This window comes from Bradyrhizobium sp. RP6 (assembly GCF_003837805.1).
Classification (GTDB): Bacteria; Pseudomonadota; Alphaproteobacteria; order Rhizobiales; family Xanthobacteraceae; genus Bradyrhizobium.
In genome coordinates, this window is the sequence record NZ_RQIT01000015.1 from 108,734 (window position 1) to 133,950 (window position 25,217).

General features: G+C 64.0%; 29 protein-coding genes. 15 read left to right on the forward strand and 14 right to left on the reverse strand.

All coding sequences use genetic code 11. The features are described from left to right. Nucleotides 1–66 precede the first annotated feature (66 nt). From mnmE to EHH60_RS24630, 4 genes are all read right to left on the reverse strand, one after another. Nucleotides 67–1,425, reverse strand: a complete 1,359-nt coding sequence (gene mnmE, locus EHH60_RS24615; protein WP_124161999.1) for a tRNA uridine-5-carboxymethylaminomethyl(34) synthesis GTPase MnmE — start codon at nt 1,423–1,425, stop codon at nt 67–69. Nucleotides 1,426–1,737: 312 nt separating this feature from the next. Beyond that, nucleotides 1,738–3,003, reverse strand: a complete 1,266-nt coding sequence (rho, locus tag EHH60_RS24620; protein WP_061880048.1) for a transcription termination factor Rho — start codon at nt 3,001–3,003, stop codon at nt 1,738–1,740. Nucleotides 3,004–3,253: 250 nt separating this feature from the next. After that, nucleotides 3,254–3,676, reverse strand: a complete 423-nt coding sequence (gene hemJ / locus EHH60_RS24625) for a protoporphyrinogen oxidase HemJ (RefSeq protein WP_124162000.1) — start codon at nt 3,674–3,676, stop codon at nt 3,254–3,256. Between the two features lie 239 nt (nt 3,677–3,915). Then, entirely contained in the window at nt 3,916–4,131 is a 216-nt protein-coding gene (locus EHH60_RS24630; RefSeq protein WP_124162001.1) for a hypothetical protein, read from the reverse strand. 66 nt (nt 4,132–4,197) lie between these two features. Here EHH60_RS24630 and EHH60_RS24635 point away from each other — a divergent pair, with 66 nt between their 5' ends. The 4 genes from EHH60_RS24635 to dnaQ are packed head-to-tail and all read left to right on the forward strand — an operon-like array spanning nt 4,198 to nt 7,031. Then, the gene (locus EHH60_RS24635) at nt 4,198–5,043 is read left to right on the forward strand and encodes a pyruvate, water dikinase regulatory protein (protein WP_124162002.1); all 846 of its coding nucleotides are present in this window, start codon (nt 4,198–4,200) and stop codon (nt 5,041–5,043) included. A 9-nt stretch (nt 5,044–5,052) separates the two neighbouring features. Beyond that, on the forward strand, nt 5,053–5,661 hold the full coding sequence (locus EHH60_RS24640; RefSeq protein WP_124162003.1) for a Maf family protein: 609 nt from the start codon (nt 5,053–5,055) through the stop codon (nt 5,659–5,661). A gap of 20 nt (nt 5,662–5,681) precedes the next feature. Continuing rightward, the gene (coaE, locus tag EHH60_RS24645) at nt 5,682–6,281 is read left to right on the forward strand and encodes a dephospho-CoA kinase (protein WP_124162062.1); all 600 of its coding nucleotides are present in this window, start codon (nt 5,682–5,684) and stop codon (nt 6,279–6,281) included. 27 nt (nt 6,282–6,308) lie between these two features. Next, nucleotides 6,309–7,031: a DNA polymerase III subunit epsilon gene (dnaQ, locus tag EHH60_RS24650; RefSeq protein ID WP_124162004.1), complete on the forward strand. Its 723-nt coding sequence runs from the start codon at nt 6,309–6,311 to the stop codon at nt 7,029–7,031. On the opposite strand, the gene secB is transcribed toward dnaQ, so the two are convergent. Next, nucleotides 7,022–7,507 (reverse strand): protein-export chaperone SecB, encoded by a 486-nt coding sequence (secB, locus tag EHH60_RS24655; RefSeq protein WP_124162005.1) that lies wholly within the window; start codon nt 7,505–7,507, stop codon nt 7,022–7,024. The two genes, dnaQ and secB, sit on opposite strands and share 10 nt — an antisense overlap. 397 nt (nt 7,508–7,904) lie before the next feature. Between secB and EHH60_RS24660 the strand changes: the two genes are divergently transcribed. From EHH60_RS24660 to EHH60_RS24670, 3 genes are read left to right on the forward strand one after another with little or no spacing between them, the layout of a single operon-like run. After that, the gene (locus EHH60_RS24660; RefSeq protein ID WP_124162006.1) at nt 7,905–8,612 is read left to right on the forward strand and encodes a Tim44/TimA family putative adaptor protein; all 708 of its coding nucleotides are present in this window, start codon (nt 7,905–7,907) and stop codon (nt 8,610–8,612) included. Beyond that, entirely contained in the window at nt 8,590–10,164 is a 1,575-nt protein-coding gene (gene mltA, locus EHH60_RS24665; RefSeq protein WP_199751928.1) for a murein transglycosylase A, read from the forward strand. The genes EHH60_RS24660 and mltA overlap by 23 nt, the downstream gene beginning before the upstream one ends. Further along, the gene (locus tag EHH60_RS24670; protein ID WP_124162008.1) at nt 10,161–10,751 is read left to right on the forward strand and encodes a Smr/MutS family protein; all 591 of its coding nucleotides are present in this window, start codon (nt 10,161–10,163) and stop codon (nt 10,749–10,751) included. The genes mltA and EHH60_RS24670 overlap by 4 nt, the downstream gene beginning before the upstream one ends. Here the strand turns inward: EHH60_RS24670 and EHH60_RS24675 are convergent. The 5 genes from EHH60_RS24675 to hslV all read right to left on the reverse strand — a co-directional run bounded on the left by EHH60_RS24675 (nt 10,748) and on the right by hslV (nt 15,085). Beyond that, a complete protein-coding gene (locus tag EHH60_RS24675; protein ID WP_124162009.1) occupies nt 10,748–11,872 on the reverse strand; it encodes a hypothetical protein in 1,125 nt (374 codons plus the stop codon). The two genes, EHH60_RS24670 and EHH60_RS24675, sit on opposite strands and share 4 nt — an antisense overlap. 192 nt (nt 11,873–12,064) lie before the next feature. Next, nucleotides 12,065–13,369, reverse strand: a complete 1,305-nt coding sequence (hslU, locus tag EHH60_RS24680; RefSeq protein WP_124162010.1) for an ATP-dependent protease ATPase subunit HslU — start codon at nt 13,367–13,369, stop codon at nt 12,065–12,067. Between the two features lie 52 nt (nt 13,370–13,421). Beyond that, nucleotides 13,422–14,033, reverse strand: coding sequence for a DUF2585 domain-containing protein (locus EHH60_RS24685; RefSeq protein ID WP_502697421.1), 612 nt, complete (start codon nt 14,031–14,033; stop codon nt 13,422–13,424). A gap of 2 nt (nt 14,034–14,035) precedes the next feature. Further along, complete coding sequence (locus tag EHH60_RS24690; protein ID WP_124162012.1) at nt 14,036–14,521, reverse strand: GNAT family N-acetyltransferase; 486 nt, start codon at nt 14,519–14,521, stop codon at nt 14,036–14,038. 3 nt (nt 14,522–14,524) lie between these two features. Further along, nucleotides 14,525–15,085, reverse strand: a complete 561-nt coding sequence (hslV, locus tag EHH60_RS24695; RefSeq protein ID WP_124162013.1) for an ATP-dependent protease subunit HslV — start codon at nt 15,083–15,085, stop codon at nt 14,525–14,527. A gap of 194 nt (nt 15,086–15,279) precedes the next feature. Between hslV and hisB the strand changes: the two genes are divergently transcribed. The 8 genes from hisB (at nt 15,280) to EHH60_RS24735 (ending at nt 20,416) form a co-directional block, all read left to right on the forward strand. Further along, entirely contained in the window at nt 15,280–15,873 is a 594-nt protein-coding gene (hisB, locus tag EHH60_RS24700; protein WP_124162014.1) for an imidazoleglycerol-phosphate dehydratase HisB, read from the forward strand. A 65-nt stretch (nt 15,874–15,938) separates the two neighbouring features. Beyond that, complete coding sequence (locus tag EHH60_RS24705) at nt 15,939–16,469, forward strand: DUF2628 domain-containing protein (RefSeq protein ID WP_124162015.1); 531 nt, start codon at nt 15,939–15,941, stop codon at nt 16,467–16,469. Next, nucleotides 16,466–17,116, forward strand: coding sequence for an imidazole glycerol phosphate synthase subunit HisH (gene hisH / locus EHH60_RS24710; protein WP_124162016.1), 651 nt, complete (start codon nt 16,466–16,468; stop codon nt 17,114–17,116). The genes EHH60_RS24705 and hisH overlap by 4 nt, the downstream gene beginning before the upstream one ends. Further along, nucleotides 17,104–17,847 carry a 1-(5-phosphoribosyl)-5-[(5-phosphoribosylamino)methylideneamino]imidazole-4-carboxamide isomerase gene (gene hisA / locus EHH60_RS24715; protein ID WP_199751943.1) on the forward strand — a complete coding sequence of 248 codons (744 nt, stop codon included), beginning with the start codon at nt 17,104–17,106 and terminating at the stop codon, nt 17,845–17,847. The genes hisH and hisA overlap by 13 nt, the downstream gene beginning before the upstream one ends. 10 nt (nt 17,848–17,857) lie before the next feature. Next, a complete protein-coding gene (gene hisF / locus EHH60_RS24720; RefSeq protein WP_061023640.1) occupies nt 17,858–18,631 on the forward strand; it encodes an imidazole glycerol phosphate synthase subunit HisF in 774 nt (257 codons plus the stop codon). A 78-nt stretch (nt 18,632–18,709) separates the two neighbouring features. Further along, a complete protein-coding gene (locus EHH60_RS24725; RefSeq protein ID WP_124162017.1) occupies nt 18,710–19,033 on the forward strand; it encodes a phosphoribosyl-ATP diphosphatase in 324 nt (107 codons plus the stop codon). An 82-nt stretch (nt 19,034–19,115) separates the two neighbouring features. Further along, a complete protein-coding gene (coaA, locus tag EHH60_RS24730; RefSeq protein ID WP_061880030.1) occupies nt 19,116–20,072 on the forward strand; it encodes a type I pantothenate kinase in 957 nt (318 codons plus the stop codon). Nucleotides 20,073–20,176: 104 nt separating this feature from the next. After that, nucleotides 20,177–20,416 carry a hypothetical protein gene (locus EHH60_RS24735; protein WP_124162018.1) on the forward strand — a complete coding sequence of 80 codons (240 nt, stop codon included), beginning with the start codon at nt 20,177–20,179 and terminating at the stop codon, nt 20,414–20,416. 67 nt (nt 20,417–20,483) lie between these two features. Here EHH60_RS24735 and EHH60_RS24740 read toward each other — a convergent pair whose 3' ends face one another. The 4 genes from EHH60_RS24740 to EHH60_RS24755 all read right to left on the reverse strand — a co-directional run bounded on the left by EHH60_RS24740 (nt 20,484) and on the right by EHH60_RS24755 (nt 25,180). Next, complete coding sequence (locus tag EHH60_RS24740) at nt 20,484–21,509, reverse strand: AI-2E family transporter (RefSeq protein WP_349629082.1); 1,026 nt, start codon at nt 21,507–21,509, stop codon at nt 20,484–20,486. 123 nt (nt 21,510–21,632) lie between these two features. Continuing rightward, complete coding sequence (locus EHH60_RS24745; protein ID WP_124162020.1) at nt 21,633–22,262, reverse strand: histidine phosphatase family protein; 630 nt, start codon at nt 22,260–22,262, stop codon at nt 21,633–21,635. Between the two features lie 83 nt (nt 22,263–22,345). Then, nucleotides 22,346–24,589 carry a PAS domain-containing hybrid sensor histidine kinase/response regulator gene (locus tag EHH60_RS24750; protein ID WP_199751946.1) on the reverse strand — a complete coding sequence of 748 codons (2,244 nt, stop codon included), beginning with the start codon at nt 24,587–24,589 and terminating at the stop codon, nt 22,346–22,348. Nucleotides 24,590–24,712: 123 nt separating this feature from the next. Beyond that, the gene (locus EHH60_RS24755) at nt 24,713–25,180 is read right to left on the reverse strand and encodes a hypothetical protein (RefSeq protein ID WP_124162021.1); all 468 of its coding nucleotides are present in this window, start codon (nt 25,178–25,180) and stop codon (nt 24,713–24,715) included. Between the last annotated feature and the right edge of the window lie 37 nt (nt 25,181–25,217).

The following is a 25,217-nucleotide window of genomic DNA, read 5'->3' on the forward strand; positions in this document are numbered from 1 at the left end:
GAGATCCGTTGCTTCTGTCGCAGGAAAGATTGGAACAAGTCCTAGTTCTACAATGAAGAACTAGCGCTACTTTCCGATGCAGAATCTCTGAAAGATCGCCCCGAGGACGTCCTCGACGTCCACTCGCCCCAACAGTCGGCCCAGGGCGTAAGCGGCGGCACGCAGCTCTTCGGCCGCCAGCTCTTCGCCATCTTCTACAAGCTCCAGACTCCGGCGCAAGCTGCCTGACGCCTGACGCAGCAAATCGCGATGTCGCGCCCGGGTCACCAATGCGCCCTCGGTCGTTCCGAAGAACTTGGCCGAGAATGTCACGAGCGCCTCGACCAGTTCCGGAATGCCATCGCCCCGGCTGGCGGAGATCGCGAACTCGCCCGGCGTCATGCCGTTCTCGCCCCCGCCAAGATCGATCTTGTTGCGAACGATCCAGACCGAGCCGCCCGACGAAGCAGCACCGTCACCAGACCTCCGAAGCGAGCGCACGGCTTCCGGGTCGACAGCCTGCCCGCCCTCCACCAGCCACAGAACCAGATCGGCGTCCTCGGCTCGCGCCCGCGCCCGACGCACGCCCTCCTGCTCCACAGGATCATCGGTCTCGCGAATGCCCGCAGTGTCGATGACAGTGACGGGATAGCCATCGAGATCGAGCTGCACCTCGATGACGTCGCGCGTGGTGCCGGCATGAGGCGAGACGATCGCGACCTCGCGCCGCGCGAGCTGATTGATCAGCGTCGACTTGCCGACGTTCGGCTCGCCCGCAATCGCAACCACCAAGCCGTCGCGCAGACGTTCAGCTTGTCCCTGTGCCGCAAGGACTTTTGAGATTTCATCATGCAGCGCCTGGATTGCCTTGACTGCCGGCGCCATCAATTCGGCCGGCACGTCGCCCTCGTCGGAGAAGTCGATTCCGGCCTCGATCAGCGCGGACGCCTCGATGATGCGGTCGCGCCAGTCGCGCGCGCGATCGCCGAGCAGGCCTTGCAACTGGCGCAACGCCTGGCGTCGTTGCCGGTCGGTGTCGGCGTGGATGAGGTCGTCGAGACCCTCGGCCTCGGTGAGGTCGAGCTTGCCATTCTCGAAGGCGCGCCGGGTGAACTCGCCGGGCTCAGCCGCGCGTGTATTCGGAATATCTGAAATAGCGGCGAGGAGCGCCGCCAGTACTGCTCGACCACCATGGACGTGAAATTCGGCGATGTCCTCGCCGGTTGCGCTGGCCGGTCCTGGAAACCAGAGTACCACCGCGTCGTCGATCGGCTGGCCCGCGCGGTCCCGGAGCAGTCGGCGGCTGGCCTGTCGCGGCGCCGGCTGCCGGCCTCCAAGCGTTGTCAGCACCAGTCCGGCTTGCGATCCAGAGACGCGCACCACGGCGATCGCACTCGGCGTCCGGCCGGATGACAACGCAAAAATGGTCTGGTCTTGCGGATGCATGGCCTATTTGTCCGGCTCCCACTGAAAACGCAAACATCCGTTTCAGCCGGCGTGCGGCAGAATTTGCTGCACCAGATCTCGCAACGACGAATATATTGCAGTGCAATATAATTACAGCATTTCTGCTGCAAGAATGCCTCCTCGTACGGAGACTAGGTCGAGCAAAACTCAAGGATCATTTCGAAATATCAACAGGCTAGATGAAAGCGCGCGAGGTGGCGAGCCGCCCCTCCCATGCTGCACCTCTGCTGCAGCAAACCCGTACAAAAAAGGGCGCCCGAAGGCGCCCTCTGGTTCTTTGCTGCACCGCACTCAGGTGTTCATGGAGTCGAAGAATTCCGAATTGCTCTTGGTCGAGCGCAGCTTGTCGAGCAGGAAGTCGATCGCGTCCATCGTGCCCATCGGATTGAGGATCCGGCGGAGCACGTACATCTTCTTGAGCACCTGCGGATCGGTGATGAGCTCCTCCTTGCGGGTGCCGGAGCGCGAGATGTCGATTGCGGGGAAGGTACGCTTGTCCGAGACCTTGCGGTCCAGGATCAGTTCCGAGTTACCGGTGCCCTTGAACTCTTCGAAGATGACTTCGTCCATGCGGCTGCCGGTATCGACCAGTGCGGTCGCGATGATGGTGAGCGAGCCGCCCTCCTCGATGTTGCGGGCGGCGCCGAAGAACCGCTTCGGGCGCTGGAGCGCGTTGGCATCGACACCGCCGGTCAGCACCTTGCCGGATGACGGCACGACCGTGTTGTAGGCGCGGCCAAGCCGCGTGATCGAATCGAGCAGGATCACGACGTCACGGCCATGCTCGACCAGGCGCTTGGCCTTCTCGATCACCATCTCGGCGACCTGCACGTGACGCACCGCCGGCTCGTCGAAGGTCGAGGATACGACCTCGCCCTTCACCGAGCGCTGCATGTCCGTGACTTCTTCCGGACGCTCGTCGATCAGCAGCACGATCAGATAGCATTCGGGATGATTGTGCGTGATCGAATGCGCGATGTTCTGCATCAGCACGGTCTTACCGGTGCGCGGCGGCGCGACGATCAATGCGCGCTGGCCCTTGCCGATCGGCGCAACGATGTCGATCACACGTGCAGACAGGTCTTTTCGCGTCGGATCGTCGATTTCCATCCGGAAGCGCTGATTCGGAAACAGCGGCGTCAGGTTGTCGAAATTGACCTTGTGCTTGGACTTTTCCGGGTCCTCGAAATTGAGCGTGTTGACCTTCAGCAACGCGAAATAGCGCTCGCCCTCTTTCGGGCTGCGGATATGGCCTTCGATGGTGTCGCCGGTGCGCAGGCCAAAGCGGCGGATCTGCGAGGGCGAAACGTAGATGTCGTCGGGGCCCGGCAGATAATTCGCATCGGGCGAGCGGAGGAAGCCGAAGCCGTCGGAGAGCACTTCGACGACGCCCTCACCGACGATATCGGTCTCGGCGAGCGAGAGTTGCTTGAGGATGGCGAACAGCAGCTCCTGCTTGCGCATCGTGCTGGCGTTCTCGACCCCGTTCTCTTCCGCGAACGAGACGAGCTCAGCCGGGGTCTTCGACTTGAGGTCCTGGAGTTTAATTTCCCGCATTGGGGTGGTCCTGTGGAGTAACCTGAGAAGAGGGGGGTGCGAGGAGGCTCTGAAATGCGGACGTGAGAAGGCAAGGTCCGCAGGACTGGCAAGGTGAGTGCCGGGAGGCTTCAAACCTGATGCGGTGTCCGGCTTCTGGAAAGCCCGGACACGACCACATCCGCCTGCGTTGGGTGGGATGTCACCAATATAGAAAATCGCTTCCAGCTCCGCAAGCCGAAGCGCTGAGCTAATCGTCGGCGCGCGGTGCCTAGAACGGCTTCACGATCACCATGATGACGATCAAAATCATCAGAACGGTCGGCACCTCATTGATTATTCGATAGAATTTCTGGCTCCGCGGGCGCCGGTCGGCGGCGAAATCCTTCAGCCAACGGGAAAAAAAGCCGTGGACCGCGGACATCGTCAGGACCAATGCCAGTTTTACGTGCAACCAGGGCGACGCGAACCAATGGCCGGACCACGCGAGATAGAGACCGGCCAGCCAGGTCACGATCATGGCCGGGTTGATGATCGCCTTGAGCAGCCGGCGTTCCATGATCTTGAACGTTTCCGATTGCTTCGAGCCGACCTCGGCTTCGCAATGATAAACGAACAGCCGCGGCAGATAGAGCATGCCGGCCATCCAGGAGATGACGGCGATCACGTGCAGCGCCTTGATCCACTCATACATGCCGGCAGCCTTCCCTGTCTTGCTTTGCGTGTTTCCAGACGCGAGCCGGCATCCATATCGCTCGAATGCGCCCTGTCTCACCGAACAGTGGATGGAACGAGTTCGGTAAGAATTCATTCATAGATTTGGGTGCACACACATATCCGCGTGCTCGGCTCTTCTAAACCTAAAACTTTTAGAATCTTAAGGTTTGAGTCTTAGTGACCGTGGATTGGACTCACACAATTCCGTCCGCCACTTCACGCGCGCTTGTTCACATCCATCAACATATCCTGCGCGACCGCGAGCCGTTCGGATAAGCCGCCCGGACTCAAAGGCTTGCGCTTGTCCGTCGGCAGCTTATCAAGAGGATTGTCCGCGCAATCCCGCTTGCCCCATCGCAGGGCTGCGGAGTTGTCCTGACGGGCAGCGGTGTGAAGAAAATTGGCCGTTGTCCCGCCCCTGGTGTCGCACATCCCTTTCCAAGGGGTTAAGCTCCACAGAAATCCACAAACCGCCCCGCCCTCATACAAAGAGTTTTTGTGCCGACCTCGAACAATTATTTCCATCTGCATCTGGTCTCCGACTCCACCGGTGAGACGCTCATCACCGTGGCGCGCGCGGTCGCGGCCCAATACGCCAACGTGACGCCGGTCGAGCACGTCTATCCGCTGGTGCGCAGCCAGAAGCAGCTCGACCGCGTGCTCGATGAGATCGAGGAAGCGCCGGGGATCGTGCTGTTCACGCTGCTCGAAAAGGATCTGGTCGCCAGGCTCGAGGGCAAGTGCAAGCAGATCAATGTTCCCAGCCTGTCGATCATCGGGCCGGTGATGCAGCTGTTCGAAGCCTATCTGGGAGCAGCGACCACCGGCCGCGTCGGCGCCCAGCACGTCCTCAATGCGGAATATTTCAAGCGCATCGACGCGTTGAACTACACGATGATTCATGACGATGGTCAGCACGTCGAAGGTCTCAACGAGGCCGACGTGGTCCTGGTCGGCGTATCCCGGACGTCGAAGACGCCGACCTCGATCTATCTCGCCAATCGCGGCATCCGCACCGCCAACGTGCCGCTGGTTCCGGGCATTCCGGTGCCCTCGCAACTGGAGACGCTGACGCGGCCGCTGGTCGTCAGCCTGCACGCGACGCCCGAACGCCTGATTCAGATCCGCCAGAATCGCCTGCTCTCCATGGGCGCTGAATCCGGCAGCGGCAGCGACACCTATACCGACAAGCAGTCGGTCACCGAGGAGGTCGCGTTCGCGCGCAAGCTCAGTGCCAAGCACGACTGGCCGCTGCTGGACGTCACGCGCCGCTCGATCGAGGAAACCGCGGCGGCGATCATGAAGCTGTATAGCGATCGCCAACGCAACCGGCCGTCGGAATAGTCTTTCGCCATGGCTCCGTGGTGCGGCACATCCCCGCTGGTCCTGGCCTCACAAAGCAGCGCGCGCAAAATGCTGCTGGCCAATGCCGGGCTCGAATTCGAGGCCGTGACGGCCGATATCGACGAGCGCGGCATTCAAGCCGCCTCAAGACTATCAAACCCGCGCGAGATCGCCCTGTTGTTGGCCCGAGAAAAGGCCAGGGCGGTTTCGGCCGCTCGTCCAGGAAGCTACGTGATCGGCGCCGATCAGACACTGGCTCTCGGGATGCGTCTCTTCAACAAGCCTGCCGGTCGCGCGCAGGCGTTGGCGCAGTTGCGCGATCTCGCCGGCAAGAGCCATGAGCTGAATTCCGCGGTGGTCGTGGCGCGTGACGGCAAGATCGTTTTCGAGGACGTCTCGGTCGCCCGCATGACCATGCGAGAGATGACCGAGGCCGAGCTTTCGGCTTATCTCGACGCCGCCGGCGATGCCGTCACGACCAGCGTGGGCGCCTATCAGCTCGAGGGCCTCGGCGTCCATCTGTTCGAGCGCATCGAGGGCGATCATTTCACGATTCTCGGCCTGCCGCTGCTGCCGCTGCTTGCGTACCTGCGGAGCGAGCAGCTAATTGCGGTGTAGATGCGAAAGGCTGGGTGCTGATGCGGATCCTCGGACTGACCGGCTCGATCGGGATGGGCAAATCCACCACCGCCAAATTGTTCGCGGAGGCTGGCGTTCCCGTTTACGACGCCGATGCCGCCGTGCATCAGCTCTATGAAGGCGAGGCAGCCCCCGCGATCGAGGCTGCCTTCCCTGGCACCACCGTCGACGGCAAGGTCGACCGCACAAAACTGTCGGCGCGCGTGGTGCACGATCCTGCCGCGATCAAGCAGCTCGAGCAGATCGTTCATCCGATGCTGGGCGCCTCCCGGCAGAAATTCTTCGCCGATGCCGAGGCCGCCAAGGCGCCGGTCGTCGTGCTCGACATCCCGTTGCTGTTCGAGACCGGTGGCGAGAAGCGGGTCGATGCCGTGGTCGTGGTCTCGACCTCCCCGGAACTGCAGCGCGAGCGGGTGCTGGCGCGGGGCACGATGGACGAGGCAAAACTCGACGCCATCATTGCCAAGCAGATGCCCGACGCCGAGAAGCGCAAACGCGCCGATTTCGTAGTGGATACGTCACACGGACTTGAGCCGGTGCGGGCGCAAATCGCGCACATCCTGGCCGAGGTCGTTAAGATGCCGCAGCGGCGAGCCTGATTCGCCGTCTCACACGGCTCTCAAGACATGCGCGAAATCGTCCTCGACACCGAAACGACCGGCCTCGATCCGCTCCGTGGCGACAGACTCGTCGAAATCGGCTGCGTCGAGATCCTGAACCGCATGCCGACGGGACAGACCTTTCACGTCTACATCAACCCTGAACGGGACATGCCGGCGGAAGCGTTCGCGGTGCACGGATTGTCGTCCGAATTCCTGGCGACGAAGCCATTGTTCCACGAGGTCGCCGATGAATTTCTGGCGTTCATTGGCGACGCCCCGCTGGTGATCCACAACGCCTCGTTCGACATCGGCTTCATCAATGCCGAGCTTGACCGCATCAAGCGCGCCGCGATCCCGCGCGAGCGGCTGGTGGACACGCTGCTGCTGGCGCGCCGCAAGCATCCCGGCGTGTCGAACCGGCTCGACGATCTCTGCTCGCGCTATGCGATCGACAATTCACGCCGCACCAAGCACGGCGCGCTGCTGGACGCCGAGCTGCTGGCTGAGGTCTATGTCGATCTGGTCGGGGCGCGGCAGTCGCAGCTGTTGCTGGCTTCTGACACCCAGGAAATCCGCGTCAATGCGGCCGGCGATGCGCCGCGGCGGCAGCGCCTGGTGCCGCTCGCGCCGCGGATTTCGGAGGCCGAGCGAGAGGCCCATCGGGCCTTCATCGCGACACTCGGCGACAAGGCGATCTGGAACGAGTACCTGCCCGCTCCAGCCCCCGTGGCAGTCGGTCAGGCCTGACCGGCTTGACCCTGGGCGGCCATTTGCCGCTCCATGTTCTGGCGATACAGACCGACGAAGTCGACCGGATCCAGCATCAGGGGCGGGAACCCGCCGTCGCGCACCGCAGTTGCGATGATCTCGCGGGCAAACGGGAACAACAGGCGCGGGCACTCGATCATGACCAGCGGGTGCAGGTTCTCCTTCGGCACATTGATGATCCGGAACACGCCGGCATAGGCGAGCTCGAACGAGAACATCACCTTGCCTGCAGTCTCGGCCTTGCCCTCGACCGACAACGTCACCTCGAACTCCTGTTCGCTGAGATTGTTGGCGTTGACATTGATCTGGATATTGATCTGCGGCGGCTGGCCCTGCTGCTGGAGCGAGCTCGGCGCGTTGGGATTTTCGAACGAGAGGTCCTTGGTATATTGCGCCAGCACGTTGAGCTGGGGAGCCTGGGCCGCCTCGGGAGGGGTGCCGTTACCGTTGGTCATGAAAGTCTCTCCTTACCCGATTGGGGCTGAATTTCGCGGCGGTTGGCTAACATAGGGCCACCTCGTTCCACAAGGACGAACGGTCCCGGATCGGGGATTCGGGCCGCGCCCGCGCTTTGGCGCCTGATCCTGCCCTTTTCGCGAAAACGGGCCCTAAACGATTGAAGCTGCGCCATTTCCGGGCAGGATCGGGTTTCCCCTTAAGCATAAAACGCGCTACACTTGGCACTGTGCCAAAAGGCGCCATTGGCCGGGCAAGATTTCGTGCCTACATCCCACGGACCGGACGCGGATCCAAAATGGTGATGTAGACTTGCCGTTTCCGTAGGGAACGGTCTACTGGCCGGATTGATTTTCCCGGCAACGACCCCTGAAAAGACCAGAAAGCGAATACGACGTGGACATCTACACCATCATATTCCTGGCGCTGGCAGTCTTCATCTTTCTGAGACTGCGTAGCGTGCTGGGGCAGCGCACGGGCAACGAGCGGCCGCCGTTCGACCGCACCGCCGCCCGCAATGCGCTGGGAGGTGCCCAGGACAACAACGTCGTGACCGTGCCGGGCAAGGTGATCGACCAGGCCCCGCTGGCGCCGACGGCCGAACCGACCCCGCCCTCCGATCGCTGGAAGGGGCTGACCGAACCCGGCACTGCGCTGGCGCAGGGCCTCGATGCCATCCTCGAGAAGGATTCCACTTTCGATCCGCGCCATTTCATCTCGGGCGCCCGCGGCGCCTACGAGATGATCGTGCTGGCCTTCGCCAATGGCGACCGCCGCGCGCTGCGCGATCTGTTATCGTCGGACGTCTATGACAGTTTCGATGCCGCGATCAAGGAACGCGAGAAGAACGAGCAGAAGACCGAGACGCGCTTCGTCTCGATCGACAAGGCCGAACTCGTCGGCGCCGAGCTGCGCGACCGCACCGCCCAGCTCACCGTGCGCTTCGTTTCGCAGATGATCTCGGCCACCCGCGACAAGGCCGGCAACATCGTCGACGGCAGCGCCGATACGGTCGCCGACATCACCGACATTTGGACTTTCGCCCGCGACATCTCCTCTCGCGATCCGAACTGGAAGCTGGTTGGCACCGGAAGCGCGAACTAAGGTCTTTCTGAAGAACAGCGCGACGGCGCTTTGCGCGTGCGCCGTCGTGCTCTCGTCGTTTTCGCTCGGTGCCGAGGCGGCGCGGCGCCACCATCGCAGCCATCATCATCACGCCCGGCAATTGCCGGCCGCCCCGCCGCGGGCCTTGCCCTATCCGCAGCTCTCCCTGCCGTTCGAAATTCCCGGCGCGCAATATCTGCCGCTGGCCTGGGCCGACGTGAAGGGCTGGGACGACGACAATCATCTTGCCGCCTACAAGACGTTCCGCGCCAGCTGCCGGCCGGTCAATGCGCAGAACGGCGCGGCCGAGCCCAAGGTCTTCGAACCCAAGGCCTTCGAACCTAAGGCCTTCGAACCTAAGGCCTTGGGCACATCGCTGAGCGAGCCTTGCCGGGCTGCCAAGACGCTCGATCTCGCCGACGACGCCAAGGCGAAGACCTTCTTCGAGGAGAATTTCACGCCGCTGCGGATCTCGCGCCTCGGCGAGCCCGACGGTTTCGTCACCGGCTATTACGAGCCGGTGCTGGAGGGGTCGCGCACGCAAACCGATGTCTACAACGTGCCGGTCTATCGCCGTCCGTCGAATCTGTTCGTGCGCGGCTACAAGCAGGATTCGCTCAGCCTGCCCAACAAGGGCCCGGTCTATCGCAAGATCGGCCGCCGCAAGCTCGTGCCCTATTACGACCGCGGCGAGATCGAGGACGGCAAGATCGCCGGCCGCGGACTGGAGATCGCCTGGCTCAAGGATCCGACCGATCTTCTGTTCGCCCAGATCCAGGGATCGGCACGGATCAAGTTCGAGGACGGCAGCTCGGTTCGGCTCAATTACGACGCCTATAACGGCTACCCCTATACGGCCGTCGGCCGCATCCTGATCGAGCGCGGCATCATCCCGAAAGAGGAGATGTCGATGCAGAAGATCAGGGAGTGGATGGCGCAGAATCCCGATGGCGCCAAGGAGCTGCGCCGCGCGAACCGTGCCTATATCTTCTTCCGCGAGGTCAACCTCTCCGACAAGGACGAGGCGGTGGGCGCGCAAGGCATTCCGCTGACCGCCGGCCGCTCGATCGCGGTCGACAAATCGCTGCATGTCTACGGCACGCCGTTCTTCATCGAGGGCGAGCTGCCGATCGAGTCCGAACGCGCCAAGACGCCGTTTCACCGGCTGATGATCGCGCAGGACACCGGTTCGGCCATCATCGGCCCCGCACGCGCCGATCTGTTTTTCGGCGCCGGCCAGGAGGCCGGCCGTGTCTCCGGGCGGCTGCGCCATCCCATGCGTTTCGTGATGCTGGTGCCGAAGAGCCTCGATCCCGGCCCGCGCGCCGCGAAGTTGCCGATACCGGACCCCAGGCCCTCGGAGAAGATCGCAAAGCTGTTTCCGCAAACCGACCCGGCAAAGACGGGCACGCCTGTTGCCGCAGCGGCGCAAGGCAAGAACGAAACGGTTGCCATCGCCGGCCCCGTTCCGCTACCGGTGCCGCGTCCCGCGATCGACCCTGCCGCTGAGCCGCGTCGACCGGTGAAGAATCGTCCTCATCGGCAGCAATGAAACGATCGTCCCGTCCGCCCGTGCTGGAGCCTCGCCCCTCGCCGCGCCGCCGTGCGCTGAGCGAGGAGGAGCGCGAGCTGTGGGACCTCGTTTCGAAGCATGTCAAGCCGCTGAGGAAGTACCGCGCGCCGAAGGCGCATGCCGCGCCGCGCGCTGAATCGTCACCGGCCGTGACTGCCACGCGACCGGCGTCATCGCCGCGGCCCATCGCCGCCACGCCGGCGCCGCGCGTGGCGAAGCCGTCCATTCCGCCCCTCGCGCCGCTTGGCAAGCGCGAGCGGACAAAACTGTCGCGCGGTCGCAGCGAGATCGAGGCGCGGCTCGACCTGCACGGCATGACCCAGATGCGCGCCCATCGCGCGCTGGCCGGCTTCCTGCACCGCGCCCATCAGGACGGCCTGACCTTCGTGCTCGTCATCACCGGCAAGGGCCGCAGCGGCGGCGAAAGCGGCGTTCTCCGCCGCCAGGTGCCGGAATGGCTCAGCCTGCCCGAATTCCGCGCCTTCGTCGTCGGCTTCGAAGAGGCCGCCATCGGTCATGGCGGCGAGGGCGCGCTGTATGTACGGATCAGGCGGGCGAGGTCTTAGAACGGCCGCACGATTCCGACGCGTGGGATCAGGGTCAGGATCAAGCCGCAGACGTTTGTCTTCTGATCCTCCGCCGGAATCAGCGCAGCCTCCTGCTTGGCCGGCAGCATCTTCACCGCATGCAGGATCAGGAACATGCAGACCGCCCAGTTCGAGATCCAGCGCGAATAGTCGAACACCATCGCGAACATCACGACGTAGGCGAGGCTGACTCCAATCAGCGCCGCGACGACGAGGCGGCGGTGCGTTTCGCTGGCGAGTGCGCCGATCAGGCGCGCAAGATAGCGCCACAACGGCGTGTGCAGCCAGATCAGCAGGACGAACACGGGCACGCCGAGAATGTTGTGCGGCAGGCGGCCCCAGGTGTCGGCAACCTCCTTCGCCAGCGGCTGGTACCAGATGTAGGCAAATTGCAGCAGGTCGGTCCGCGCAGGATCGGCCATCCGGCTCTTCAGATAGGCCACGAAATCCGCTTCGGGGATCGGCATCGTTCCCAGGAATTGCGCCGCGAAGAACAGTGCGGAGATGATGAGCACGGCAACGGCGCCGAAAGCGACGTTGCTGCGGTTGCTGCCGTAGGTCAGGTAGTGCCTGAGCACGACGATGGTGATGATCGTCGGCACATACATCAAGAGATGAATGTGATGGATCAGCACGAGGACGATCGAGAACAGCGCGGCCGTGGCAACGAACAGCAGCGAGCCCGCGGGCATCAGCAGCAGGATGATCGCCAGCGCGCAGCCGTAGATGTCGAAATGGCCGAGCGTGTGCATGAAGTTCTTCAGGAAGAACGGGGAGCCCGCGGTGAAGACGAACAGCGGCAGCGTCCTCGTGGTGAAGCCGAAGGTCTTCTGGAACAGTCTTGCGTAAAGCGCTGATGTCGCCAGCCACGTCGCCCCGCCGAGCGCGAACACCAGCCAGACCGGCACCTTGTCGGTGAAGAGGGCGACGACCGCTCCGATCAGCGCGCGCTTGATGAAGCCGAAATGATAGTCGACGAGGAGGTGAATGTAGGGGACGTAAGGCGGCAGCTGGATCTTGTGGACGAAGACGCCAATGATGACCGCCGCGTTGATCGCGAGCAGCAGACGCCAGGGATTTTGCAGGATGCGCCCGGTCACGCCCCACCCGAACTGGTGAGAGCAACCTCCGCTGTCGCCCCGGGCAAGCGAAGCGCGACCCGGGACCCATAACCACAGGCAGTCGTTTGTGCCGGGATCGGAGCCGCCATCTGCTTCAACAAGGACCGCTGGTGGTTATGGGTCCCTGCTTTCGCAGGGACGACCGCGGATAGATAGCGGACTGAATCAAAATTACAAAATGAACCGGCTCAGATCCGCGTTCTTGGCGAGATCCCCGACGTGCTTCTGCACGAAATCCGCATCCACCTTGATCGTCTCGCCGCTGCGGTCGGGGGCGGTGAAGGAGATCTCGTCCAGCACCCGCTCCATCACGGTCTGGAGCCGCCGCGCGCCGATGTTCTCGACCGTAGAGTTGACGGCAACCGCGACGTCGGCGAGCGCGTCGATCGCGCCGTCGGTGATGTCGAGTGTCACGCCCTCGGTCTGCATCAGCGCGACATATTGCTTGATCAGCGAGGCCTCTGGCTCGGTCAGGATGCGGCGCATGTCGTCGCGGGTCAGCGCCTGCAATTCGACGCGGATCGGCAGGCGGCCCTGCAATTCCGGCAACAGGTCGGACGGTTTTGCGACGTGGAAGGCGCCCGATGCGATGAACAGGATGTGATCGGTCTTGACCGCGCCGTGCTTGGTCGAGACCGTGGTGCCTTCGATCAGCGGCAACAGATCGCGCTGCACGCCCTCGCGCGAGACGTCGCCGCCGACGCGGCCGTCGCGGGCGCAGATCTTGTCGATCTCGTCGAGGAACACGATGCCGTTGTTCTCGACCGCGCTGATCGCCTCCAGCGTCAGCTGCTCGGTGTCCAGCAGCTTGTCGGATTCCTCGTTGACGAGGATCTCATGCGAGCCCTCGACCGTCAGCCGCCGCGTCTTGCTGCGGCCCCCCAACTTGCCGAAGATGTCGCCGAGCGAGATCGCACCCATCTGCGCACCCGGCATGCCCGGGATCTCGAACATCGGCATACCGCCGCCGGACGATTGCGTCTCGATCTCGATTTCCTTGTCGTTGAGCTCGCCGGCGCGCAGCTTCTTGCGGAAGGATTCGCGCGTCGCCGAGCTCGCATTGGCGCCGACCAGCGCATCGAGCACGCGCTCCTCGGCGGCGAGCTGGGCGCGCGCGTGCACGTCCTTGCGCTTCTTCTCGCGCACCTGGGCGATCGCGACCTCGACGAGGTCGCGCACGATCTGCTCGACGTCGCGGCCGACATAGCCGACCTCGGTGAACTTCGTCGCTTCCACCTTCAGGAACGGCGCGTTCGCGAGCTTGGCGAGCCGTCGCGCGATTTCCGTCTTGCCGACCCCGGTGGGGCCGATCATCAGGATGTTCTTCGGCAGAACCTCCTCGCGCAAGGAGCCGGACAGCTGCTGGCGGCGCCAGCGGTTGCGCAGCGCGATCGAGACGGCGCGCTTGGCGTCGCCCTGGCCGACGATGAAACGGTCGAGTTCGGAAACGATTTCGCGGGGAGAGAAGTCTGTCATGTGTGCTTAGCTAGGGTCAGATGCACGCCGGGACAAGCCGCTTTTTTGGCCGTCAGATGATCGGCGGGCCCGATTGCCATTGTTTCACGCCCTCGATCGGATGAATCAGCATCAGGATGTTGAGCGTCAGATTGTCGCGAATATGGAGTGCCAGCACGATCTCGAAGGCGAGGCCGAGCAGGACAGTGACCGGGGCGGGCAGCACGCGCGCGGCGAGGAACCCCAGCACCATGAACAGCGTGTCCGAAACCGAATTGACGATGCTGTCGCCGTAATAATCCAGCGAGATCGTGCCGGCGCGATAGCGCTCGATGATGAACGGCGAGTTCTCGACGATCTCCCAGGCGCCCTCGATCAGCATCGCGATGATCAGCCGGACGGGCCACGACAGGGTCAGGAACGGCGATCGAGCGAACAGCAGCCAGGTCAGGCCGTAGAACAGGAAGCCGTGCAGCACGTGCGAAAAACTGTACCAGTCGGCGATGTGCTGCGAATTCTCTGAGCTGTTCACCACGCCATGCCAGAGCTTGATGGTGCCGCAGGTGCAGATCGGCACGCGCCCCATCGCGAACAGGATCGAGGCCTGCAGCGCCAGCAGCAGCAGCGCGATGCCGGCCCAGGCGAACGGCGGGACCGCGACCTTGCTCTCGCGCGCCTGCACCAGCGTCACGGTTCGCGCACCATCAGCAGTGCCGGACCATCAGGCGTCTCCACCATGCGGTCGCGGATGAATCCCGCCTTCTCGTAAGCGCGGATCGCGCGTGCGTTGAGCGGATCCGGATCGGTGACCATGCGCGGCAAGCCCTGCCGCAGCTGCTCGTCGACGAACGCGCGGATGAACGCCGAACCGTGGCCGCGTCCGATCATGCCGCTTTCTCCGATGAACTGGTCGATCCCACGCGTGCCCTCCGGTTGCGGCCCGAAGCCCGTATTCCAGGCGGTCAGGCGGTAGCATTGAAGATAGCCGAATGGCTTGTCGCCGGCCAACACGATGAACTGGTCCATGGCGGGCTCGATGAGGTCACCGCTCACCAGCGCAAACTGCTCGTCCGGATCGCCCCACCACTCCCTGACATGCGCCTCACCCAGCCATCGCCGGATCAGCGGCAGGTCGGCCCTGGTCATCGGGCGGAAGGCATAGGCGGTCGGCATCGCCTAGCCAGTCGCCAGGCTCTCAATGGTCAAATTGCGGTTGGTGTAGACGCAGATGTCGGCAGCGATGTCGAGGGAGCGGCGGACGATGGTCTCGGCGTCCTTGTCGGTGTCGAGCAGGGCCCGTGCCGCCGCAAGGGCATAGTTGCCGCCGGAGCCGATCGCCATCACGCCGGCCTCGGGCTCGAGCACGTCGCCGGTGCCTGTCAGCACCAGGGAGACGTCCTTGTCGGCGACGATCATCATGGCCTCCAGCCGCCTTAGGTAGCGGTCGGTGCGCCAGTCCTTGGCGAGCTCGACCGCGGCCCGGGTCAGCTGTCCCGGATATTGCTCGAGTTTGGCTTCCAGCCGCTCGAACAGTGTGAAGGCGTCGGCCGTCGCGCCGGCAAAGCCACCGATGACGTCGCCCTTGCCGAGCTTGCGGACCTTCTTGGCGTTGGACTTGATCACGGTCTGGCCGATCGAGACCTGGCCGTCGCCGCCGACCACCACCTTGCCGCCCTTGCGGACCGTCAAGATCGTGGTGCCGTGCCAGACCGGCGAGCTATTCTGGGAAGCCTGCATGGATGATCCTCGTTGTCCGGCTTGATTTAGGCGGTCGTGGCTAAGGGCACAACGGGCCGTTCCGGCCCTAGATTCCGCTCACCATAGGCGGAAGTGTTGGCCTGCCCGAGCGTTCCCGCAGTAGCGAAGGCGTCATTTGGCTGTTAAAAGACCGCCGTTTTCGGCTCCCTAGCTAGGATGAAAGCCAGCTTTCAATGCGCACCGCGACGATCAAGCGCAAGACCAAGGAAACCGACATCGAGGCCTCCGTGAACCTCGATGGCACCGGCGTGTCCAATATCGCGACCGGCATCGGCTTTTTCGACCATATGCTCGATCTCCTCGCCCGCCATTCCCGCATCGACCTCACGGTCAAGGCGGTGGGCGACCTGCACATTGATCATCACCATACCACCGAAGACACCGGCATCGCGCTGGGCCAGGCGGTCAGGCAGGCGCTCGGCAACATGGCGGGCATCACCCGCTATGCCGGCGTGCACATGCCCATGGACGAGACGCTCTCGCGCGTGGTCATCGACATCTCGGGCCGCCCGTTCCTAGTGTTCAAGGTCGAGTTTCCCCGCGACAAGATCGGCGAGTTCGACACCGAGCTGGTGCGCGAGTGGTTCCAGGCCTTCGCCATCAACGCCGGCGTGACTCTCCACGTCGAGACCCTATATGGCGATAACAGCCACCATATCGCCGAGTCCTGCTTCAAGGGTCTGGCGCGGGCGCTGCGGGCGGCGGTCGCGATCGATCCGAAGGCGGCGGGCGAAATCCCGTCCACCAAGGGCTCGCTCGGCGGCTGACATCTTCGTCTCGGTGGCAAAACGCTGCCGGCGGCATCACTGAATTCGAAGAACGGGGCATCACCATGCCTGTCTACACAGTTCACGCTCCCTCACCCGCAGGAGCCGATCTGCGCGCGACCGACAAGTTCGTCTTCGTGCGCGACGGCTTCCATTTCTGGGCAATGGTCTTCGGCCCGTTCTGGCTGCTGTGGAATCGGTTGTGGCTGGCGCTGATCGGCTGGGTGCTGTTCACGGCCGCGTTCAGCGCGGGGCTGTCCAGCCTCGGTGTCGGCCGCAGCTCGATCGTCTTTGCCAATCTCGTCGTCGCGCTGCTGATGGGTTTCGAGGCCTCGAGCCTGCGCCGCTGGACGTTGTCGCGCGGCAAATGGCGGCAGCTCGACGTGGTGGTTGCCGACAACGGTGACACCGCCGAGCGCCGCTTCTTCGAGCGCTGGAGCCAGAAGCAGCACGGCATCGTCAACGATCAATGGGCCGTCGATCGCGGCGGTCCGCCGCCGACCCGCGGCGTGCCGGGCCAGCAGTTCTCGAACCCGCCGCCGATTCCGGCCGGCGGCATCATTGGATTGTTTCCAGAACCGGGAGGGTCAAGATGAGCGTCGCCATCATCGATTACGGTTCCGGCAATCTGCATTCCGCCGCCAAGGCGTTCGAGCGCGCTGCGCGCAGCCTGGAGAGCCCGCAAAAGGTCTTCGTCACCAGTGATCCGGACCAGGCCTACGAGGCTGACCGCCTGGTGCTGCCGGGCGTCGGCGCCTTCGCCGATTGCCGTCGCGGGCTCGATGCGGTCAACGGCATGGTCGAGGCGATCACCGAGGCGGTGCGCGTCAAGGCGCGGCCGTTCTTCGGCATCTGCGTCGGCATGCAGCTGATGGCGAGCCGCGGCAAGGAACACGTTATCACCGAAGGCCTGAACTGGATCGGCGGCGACGTCGAGAAGATCACGCCGCGCGACGAAAACCTCAAGATCCCGCACATGGGCTGGAATACACTCGGCGTGCTGCAGGAACATCCGGTGCTGAACAAGCTGCCGCTCGGCCCAAAGGGCCAGCATGCCTATTTCGTGCACTCCTACCACCTCAATGCCGCCAACGAGGCGGACGTGCTTGCACGCGCCGATTACGGTGGGCCAGTCACCGCGATCGTGGCGAAGGACACCGCGATCGGGACCCAATTCCACCCCGAGAAGAGCCAGCGCTTTGGTTTGGCCCTGATCTCGAACTTTTTGCGATGGAAGCCGTGATTCTCTTTCCCGCGATCGACCTCAAGAACGGCCAGTGCGTGCGCCTCGAGCAAGGCGACATGGCGCGCGCGACCGTGTTCAACCTCAATCCAGCCGCGCAGGCGCAGAGCTTTGCGGAGCAGGGTTTCGAGTATCTCCACGTCGTCGATCTCGACGGCGCCTTCGCCGGCAAGCCTGTCAACGCGCAGGCCGTCGAGGCGATGCTGAAGACGATCAAGATCCCGGTGCAGCTCGGCGGCGGCATCCGCGATCTCGCCACCGTCGAAGCCTGGCTCGACAAGGGCATCACCCGCGTCATCATCGGCACCGCCGCGGTGCGCGATCCCGAGCTGGTGAAGTCGGCTGCGAAGACATTCCCCGGCCGCGTCGCAGTCGGGCTCGACGCGCGTGACGGCAAGGTCGCGGTCGAAGGCTGGGCCGAGACCTCGCAGGTCACCGTGCTCGAGATCGCAAAGCGTTTCGAGGATGCCGGCGTCGCCGCCATCATCTTCACCGACATCGCGCGCGACGGCCTGCTCAAGGGTCTGAACCTCGAGGCGACCATTGCGCTGGCCGACGCCATCTCCATTCCCGTGATCGCTTCCGGCGGCCTCGCCTCGATCGAGGACGTCAAGGCGATGCTGGCGCCGCGGGCAAAAAAGCTCGCCGGTGCGATCGCCGGCCGTGCGCTCTACGACGGCCGGCTCGATCCCGCCGCCGCCCTCACTTTGATCCGCAACGCGCGCGCGTAGGAGCCGACAGATGTTCAAGGTGCGCGTGATCCCCTGCCTCGACGTCAAGGACGGCCGAGTCGTCAAGGGCGTCAACTTCGTCGATCTCAGGGATGCCGGCGATCCCGTCGAGGCCGCGATCGCCTATGACGCCGCCGGCGCCGACGAGCTCACTTTCCTCGACATCACCGCGACCCATGAGAACCGTGGCATCATGCTGGACGTGGTCCGGCGCACGGCGGAAGCCTGCTTCATGCCGGTAACCGTCGGCGGCGGCGTGCGCGAGGTCAACGACATCAAGACGCTGCTGCGCGCCGGTGCCGACAAGGTCTCGATCAACAGCGCCGCGGTGGCGCGGCGCGAGTTCGTCAAGGAAGCTGCCGAAAAATTCGGAGAGCAGTGCGTGGTGGTCGCGATCGACGCCAAGCGCGTCAAGCGCCCGGGCGGCGACCGCTGGGAGATTTTCACCCATGGCGGGCGCAACTCCACCGGCATCGATGCGATCGAATATGCTCAGGAAGTGGTCTCGCTCGGGGCCGGTGAAATCCTGCTCACCTCGATGGATCGCGACGGCACCAGGCAGGGTTTCGACATTCCGCTGACCCGTGCGATCGCCGACAGTATTCCCGTTCCCGTGATCGCCTCGGGCGGCGTCGGCAATCTCGACCATCTCGTCGACGGTATCCGCGACGGGCACGCCACGGCCGTGCTGGCCGCCTCGATCTTCCATTTCGGGGAATTCACCATCCGCGAAGCCAAGGAGCACATGGCGCGGCGCGGACTGCCGATGCGCCTCGATGCCTGACGACTCCGGTCCATAAGAATGCTAGATTGGCGGACGGGATGGCCGTTCATGGTCCTGTGTGTTTCTGAGTAAAGTCCGATGCCGCGTTTCACGATCCACGATCTGGCCGAGACCATCGACGCCCGCGCGGCCTCCGGTGGCGAAGCATCCTATACCCGCAAGCTCCTCGACAAGGGCGCCGAGCATTGCGCCAAGAAGTTCGGCGAGGAAGCAGTCGAAACCGTAATCGCTGCAGTCGAAAACGATCGCGCGCATCTGATCGCTGAAAGTGCCGATCTGCTCTATCATTTCCTTGTGCTCTTGAAGGCTCGCGGCATAAAGCTGGAAGAGGTCGAGGCCGCTCTGGGCAAGCGGACCTCGATGTCAGGGTTGGAAGAAAAGGCGTCGCGCAAAAGCGATTGAGGTTATTGTTTGAGCATGATCGTTTCGGAAAACCGCTCACGCTTTTCCGGATCATGCTCTAGGGCAACGGAAAGGCGGCGTTATGGATATCCGCGCACCCGAGCAGCAGTATAATCCGTATCGCGTCTATACGCGCGAGCAGTGGGCGCGCCTCCGCGACGATACGCCGATGACGCTCGAGCCGGGTGAATTCGACCGGCTGCGCTCGCTGCACGACCGCCTCGATCTCCAGGAAGTCGAGGACATTTATCTGCCGCTGTCGCGCCTTTTGTCGATCTATGTCGACGCCATGCAGCGCCTGTATTACGCAGAGCGCCAGTTCCTCAACATCAGGGATCGCAAGGTCCCCTACATCATCGGCGTCGCCGGCTCGGTTGCGGTCGGGAAATCCACCACGGCACGCGTTCTTCAGGCGCTGCTGGCGCGCTGGTCGCCGCGGCCGAAGGTCGAACTGATCACCACTGACGGATTTCTCTATCCCAACGCGGTGCTCGAGCGGCACGGCATGATGCAGAAGAAGGGTTTTCCGGAGAGCTACGATCTGCCGCTTTTGCTCAGCTTTCTCTCCGACATCAAGGCCGGCCGCCGCCACGTGCGCGCGCCGGTCTATTCGCATCTGACCTACGACATCGTGCCGAACCAGTGGGCCGAGATCGACCAGCCCGACATCCTGATCGTCGAGGGCGTCAACGTGCTGCAGACCGGCAAGCTGCCGCGTGACGGCAAGGCGGTGCCTGTCGTGTCCGACTTCTTCGACTTCTCGGTCTACATCGACGCCGACGAAGCGGCGCTGCGGCAATGGTACATCAAGCGCTTCCTGGCGCTACGCGATACCGCATTCACCAATCCAAGATCCTACTTCAACCGCTATGCGCTGCTGTCGGACGAGGAAGCCACCGCCACCGCGATCGCGATCTGGGAACGCACCAACCTCGCCAATCTCGAGGACAACATCCTGCCGACCCGCCCCCGGGCGACGCTGATCCTGAAGAAGGGCGCCGACCACACGGTGGAGAGCGTGGCGCTGAGGCGGCTATGATGGCGCCTTGAACGAGGCGCTGGCCGGTTCGCGCGATAGGTATCTTTTGTTGCAGATCAACAAGGGGTATTCCGCTATTCATTTGGAAGCGGCGGAAAGGCACCATGGTTGATCGTCTCAGAAGCGCTGCGGAGCAACTCGAAGCTCCGATCTGTCCCGACTGCCATGTCGAGATGAAGTGGTTCCGCTCCGAGCTGCTCGCGGACGAGCCGACGCCGGTCATCGCACATCTCTTCGTGTGCCCGCATTGCAAGCGCGCGGCCAAGGCAGACACCATCTTCCGGGGAAGCCAGGCGCCGCCCGAAAAGCTGTCTGCGCCGCGGTTTATCTCTTATGCTGCATAACATTCCGGGTCGGCCGGATTTCAAGCCCGGCTGGCGCCCATCGCCCGCTCGAGGCCCGGAATGACGATCATTTTCGGACCCCCTGTTGCGTCTTCGAGACGACGAAGATGTGCCAGGTCGTCAGAAACATCGCGGCGACGAGCGGGCCGATGACGAAGCCGTTCGCTCCGAAGGTCGCAAGGCCGCCCAGGGTGGCAAGCAGCACAACATAGCTCGGCATCTGGATCGACTGGCCGACCAGGATCGGGCGGAGAAAATTGTCGGCGAGGCCAATCACGAAGGTGCCGAAAGCGAGCAGAATGAGGCCCTTCGTGACTGCGCCCGCCACAAGCAAATAAATCGCGGCCGGGACCCAAATCAGGGCGGAGCCCAGCACGGGCAGCAGCGAAACCAGCGCCATCAGCGCGCCCGCCAGCAGCGGCGCAGTCAAGCCGAGCAGCCAGAAGATGAGCCCGCCAAGCGCCCCCTGTATCAGCGCGACGAGAACGATCCCTTTGATGGTTCCGCGAACCGCCAGGGTGAACGCATCGAGAATCTCGGCGGTCTGGCTCGGGCGCAGCGGGAGTGCGTCGCGAATGCGTGCGCTGAGCTCCTCACCGTCGCGCAGCAGGAAGAACAGCAGGTACAGCATCACGAGCAGGCTTGCGACGAACTCCAGCGTCAGCTGGCCGATGTTGATCGCATGTCCGGCCAGCTGTTGGCCGGCTGGGACGACCAGGCCCGACAGGCGTTCCCTCAGGGCCGAAAGATCCATGCGGGCCAGGCGATCTGACAGCGAAGCAGCCCAGCCAGGCAGTGCGGATCTCAATTTCTCCAGGGGATGAGCGAAACTGATCTCTCCGCTCTGAACGCGCTGATACAGCTCCCCGCCCTGGTCGACGAGCGAAGCGATGACGACCGCCACCGGGATCAGGACCATGACGATCACGACGACGACAGTGAACAATGCGGCGAGGTTGGGCTTTCCCGGGACGGTTTTTAGGGCGCGCCGATAGAGCGGTGCGAAGATGATGGCCAGCAGGATGGCCCACAACAATGCGCCGGAGAATGGCCAAAGCACCCACCCGAACACAACGGAGATCGCGGCAAGCAAGATGAGGAATGAGCGGTCTTCTGATGTTCTCACGTATTCGCCAGCCTTTCAGTCGCTCGTCACGAGTCCTCCGTATCACAACATCGTGGCGGAGCGGCAAGTCACGGCTGGATGCCGGGCCCCTCACCTGCCTGCTTTCGCGTTCCAGTCCGCAAGCTTGATGCGCCCCGCGAAGGTGGCGGGGCCGGAGCCATTGGCCTTGTAGACGAAGGCCTCGCCTTCCTGGACGTCTCCGGCCTCCTTGCCGAAGGCATCGGCGATGTTCGTCTTGTGGGTGACCAGGAACGTGTTGGTACCTGCCTTCGGCGGCGCATCGACGAGCTGACGCATGGCCTGTCCGGCCTTTGCATTGGCGCCGGTCGGGTTTGCCATTCCCGATGCGCTGGCATTGCTGCTGTCCGTGAGCGCATCGACCGGCTTGACCTCATGGCCGGAGATGAGCTTGCCGGCCTCGACCGCGCGGTTCAGCCTGCTGGTGTAGACATCGCCGATCGGGATCGCCTGCTCCCTGATCGCTGCCCCGATCTGGCGCGCCATGTCCCTGCCCTTGTCACTGAGCTGACGCTGGGCGCTCATGTCGTCGAACTTGAACGGGTAGACGTCCTTCTGGCTGTCGTCGGTCGCGGTGTGCCGGAAGATCAGGACGTAGCCGCCTTGCTTGAGCGAGGAGATGAGTTCCGGCGTATCGGCTGCGGCGGGTCGGGAGATTCCAGCGAGGAGAGCAATAAGTGCGAGGCGGCAAAGCACGTTCATGCGCAAAACCCTCTCTTGCAAAGGCCCCCGGAGGATGGTGACGCGCAACTCGCTCGATTTCAATTCGCGATTGCCGGGCGGGATCAGGTTCCCGCAGGATTCGCCACGGTCAGATGCCGGGATGCGGCCAGCCCGGCCAGCGCCTCGTCGAGCTTCTCCCGGTCGAGCGGCTTGATCAGAAATCCGTTCATGCCCGCCTCGAAGCAGGCATAGCGATCCTCCACCAGCGTGTTGGCGGTGAGCGCCAGGATTGGCGTGTGGGGACCACCCGTGGCGGCCTCTTGGGCGCGGATGCGTTTCGTCGCCTCGATGCCGTCGAGCTGCGGCATCTGAATGTCCATCAGCACGAGATCGTAGGGCGTGCCGGCGGATGAGGCGGCGAGCCAGGATTCCAGCGCGGCCTCGCCGTGGACGGCGATGACGACGCGGTGGCCGAGCTTGGTCAGCAGCGAGCGCATCAACAATGCGTTGATCTCGTTGTCTTCGGCGACGAGGATCGACAGGCCCTTCGCCGGCGCTGGGCCGGCGGATGCAGCCGGCGGCTCCGGCGCGAGATCGGGCGAGATGACCTCCGGCGTCAGGGCGAGGCGTGCGGCGAGCGAAGCCGTCCGCAGCGGCTTCATCAGAAAGCCGGTGAAGGCCGGCGACAGCTTCTCGTGGCGCGAGCTCGACGTCAGCAGCACGAGGCGCTGCACTGCATGCGCGCGGGCGGCGTCACCCAGATGGTCGGCAATGGCAGGACCGATCGCACGATCGATCAACACCGCGTGCCAGGAGCGTTCCGGCAGCAGGGCTTCGGCAACCGCCGCATCCGCAACCAGGCAGGTCTGGCCGCCCCAGCGCGCAAGGCGCCGCGCGATCAACGAGGCCTCGAGGCCGTCGGCGACGAGGAGCATCGACTTGTCGGTGAGATCGGGGCTCGGAAATGCCGTCTGTCCGGCGCCGGCCTGCGACGGCGGAAGCGGCACTGCGACCTCGAAGGTCGAGCCCCTGCCCGGCTCGCTCGTGAGCGTGATCCGGCCACCCATGCGCTTGACGATGCGTTCGCTGATGGCAAGGCCGAGTCCGGTGCCGCCATAGGTGCGGGCAACGCGCTCGTCGGCCTGCTCGAACTCGCGGAAGATGCGCTGCTGGGCTTCGGCTGCGATGCCGATGCCGGTATCGCGGACCAGGAAGCTGATCTCGTTCGGCCAGATGCCGGGCTCGACGATCAGTGCAACGCCGCCGTTGCTCGTGAACTTGATGGCGTTGCCGGCGAGGTTGAGCAGCACCTGCCGCAGCCGCGCGGCGTCGCCGAGCACCTCGAGCGGCAGGCGCTCGTCGACATAGGCGGCGATCTCGAGCGTCTTCGCCTGCGCGCGCGGCGCGAGCAGCTCGGTGATCTCCTCGACCAGGGTCGAGAGCGCGAAGGGACGCTGATCGAGGTCGAGCTTGCCGGCTTCGATCTTGGAATAGTCCAGCAATTCCTCGATCAGCGCCATCAAGGCTTCGCCCGAGGTCTTCACCGCCCTGGCATAGGTCGCCTGCTCCGGCGTCAGATTGGTGTCGAGCAGGAGGCCGCCCATGCCGATGATGCCGTTGAGCGGCGTTCGGATCTCGTGCGAGGCCATCGCGAGGAAGCGCGACTTGGCGCGGTTGGCGGCATCGGCCTGGTCGCGCGCGTCGGACAAGGCGCGTTCGGTCTCGGTGCGGTCGGTGACGTCGCGTCCGACGCTCTGCAGCTCGGCGGGCTGTCCGGCATCGAGCCGGACATAGCCTTCGCGCCAGGCGATCCAGCGCGGCCCGAGCGGGGTTGCGATCTTCTGGTCGTGGATGCGCGTGCCGTTGCTCTCGCGGGCATTGTCGCCCTGCTCCAGCACGTCGAAATCGAAGCGCGTGCCGACCAGCGCGCTGCGCGCCTGTCCTGCGAGTGCGCAATAGGCGTCGTTGGCAAAGGTGATGCGGCCCTCGGTGTCGCGCAGCACGATGAGGTCACCCTGCTGTTCGAACAGGCTGCGGGCGCGCTCTTCCGCTTCCTTCAGCTCCCAATTGCGGTCGATCAACGCCTCATTGTGGACGGCGAGGGTGCGCAGCCGCTTGCCCACGAAGCGCAGGCGCATGCTCAGCGTCGCAAGGCCGAGGCAGGCGAGCGCGAACAGGAAGCTCGCGCCGATCGCAAAGGCGTGGGGATCGTAGCCGGAAGTCTCGGACCGGCTGCCGGACACGAAACCATAGGCGCCGCCGAAGGTCGCCGAGAAGATCATGAAGGAGCGGATCGCGAAGGCAATGCGGGGGTGCTGCCGCTTGAAGCGGCGCATGCGTACCTTGATCCGGAACGTCCGACCCATCACCACCGACCCGACTCTCTCGCTCGAGGCCCCGCCGCCGCGTGCGACCATGGCCCGCCGACCTTGCGAACAGCTTGAGGCCCTGGTTCTGCCTCCAAACAGGGTTGACGAGGTGTTAACGGCTCAGAGCGAGGCGGCCTGGAGCTGGCGGTGGCCGCCGCGGGCACCCACGATCAGGGCCGCCGCTTCGCGCTGCGAGAACGTCTTTGAGCGCACATAGATGCGGTAATCCGCCGGTCCATCGCTGGAGAGATAGACCACCGGCCCGCCGTCGACCGGCTGCGCGGCAATCGAGATCAGCCGTGTCGCGGGGCTGGCCTGGCAGGAGTCCGGCTCGGAGCCGAGGCCGTCGTCCACCACCGTGAAGTCCGCGGCGTCCGCGTCATCGGTGATCTGGACCCGCACCGTGGCCCGCGCGGGATCGTCGGTGAAGGCGACATGCACGTTGGCGGTCCAGAACAGGGATGTGAGCTCGACCGAGGTGTCGCCGAGCGCGATGCAGGGATGCGAGACCGATCCGATCTCGGCACGGGCGAACACCGCAGCCGCCAGCAGGGGAACAACCGAGGCCAGGATCTTGAAACGCAACATGACACTCTACTCGCCGGGCCCTTCTGGAACTCACAAC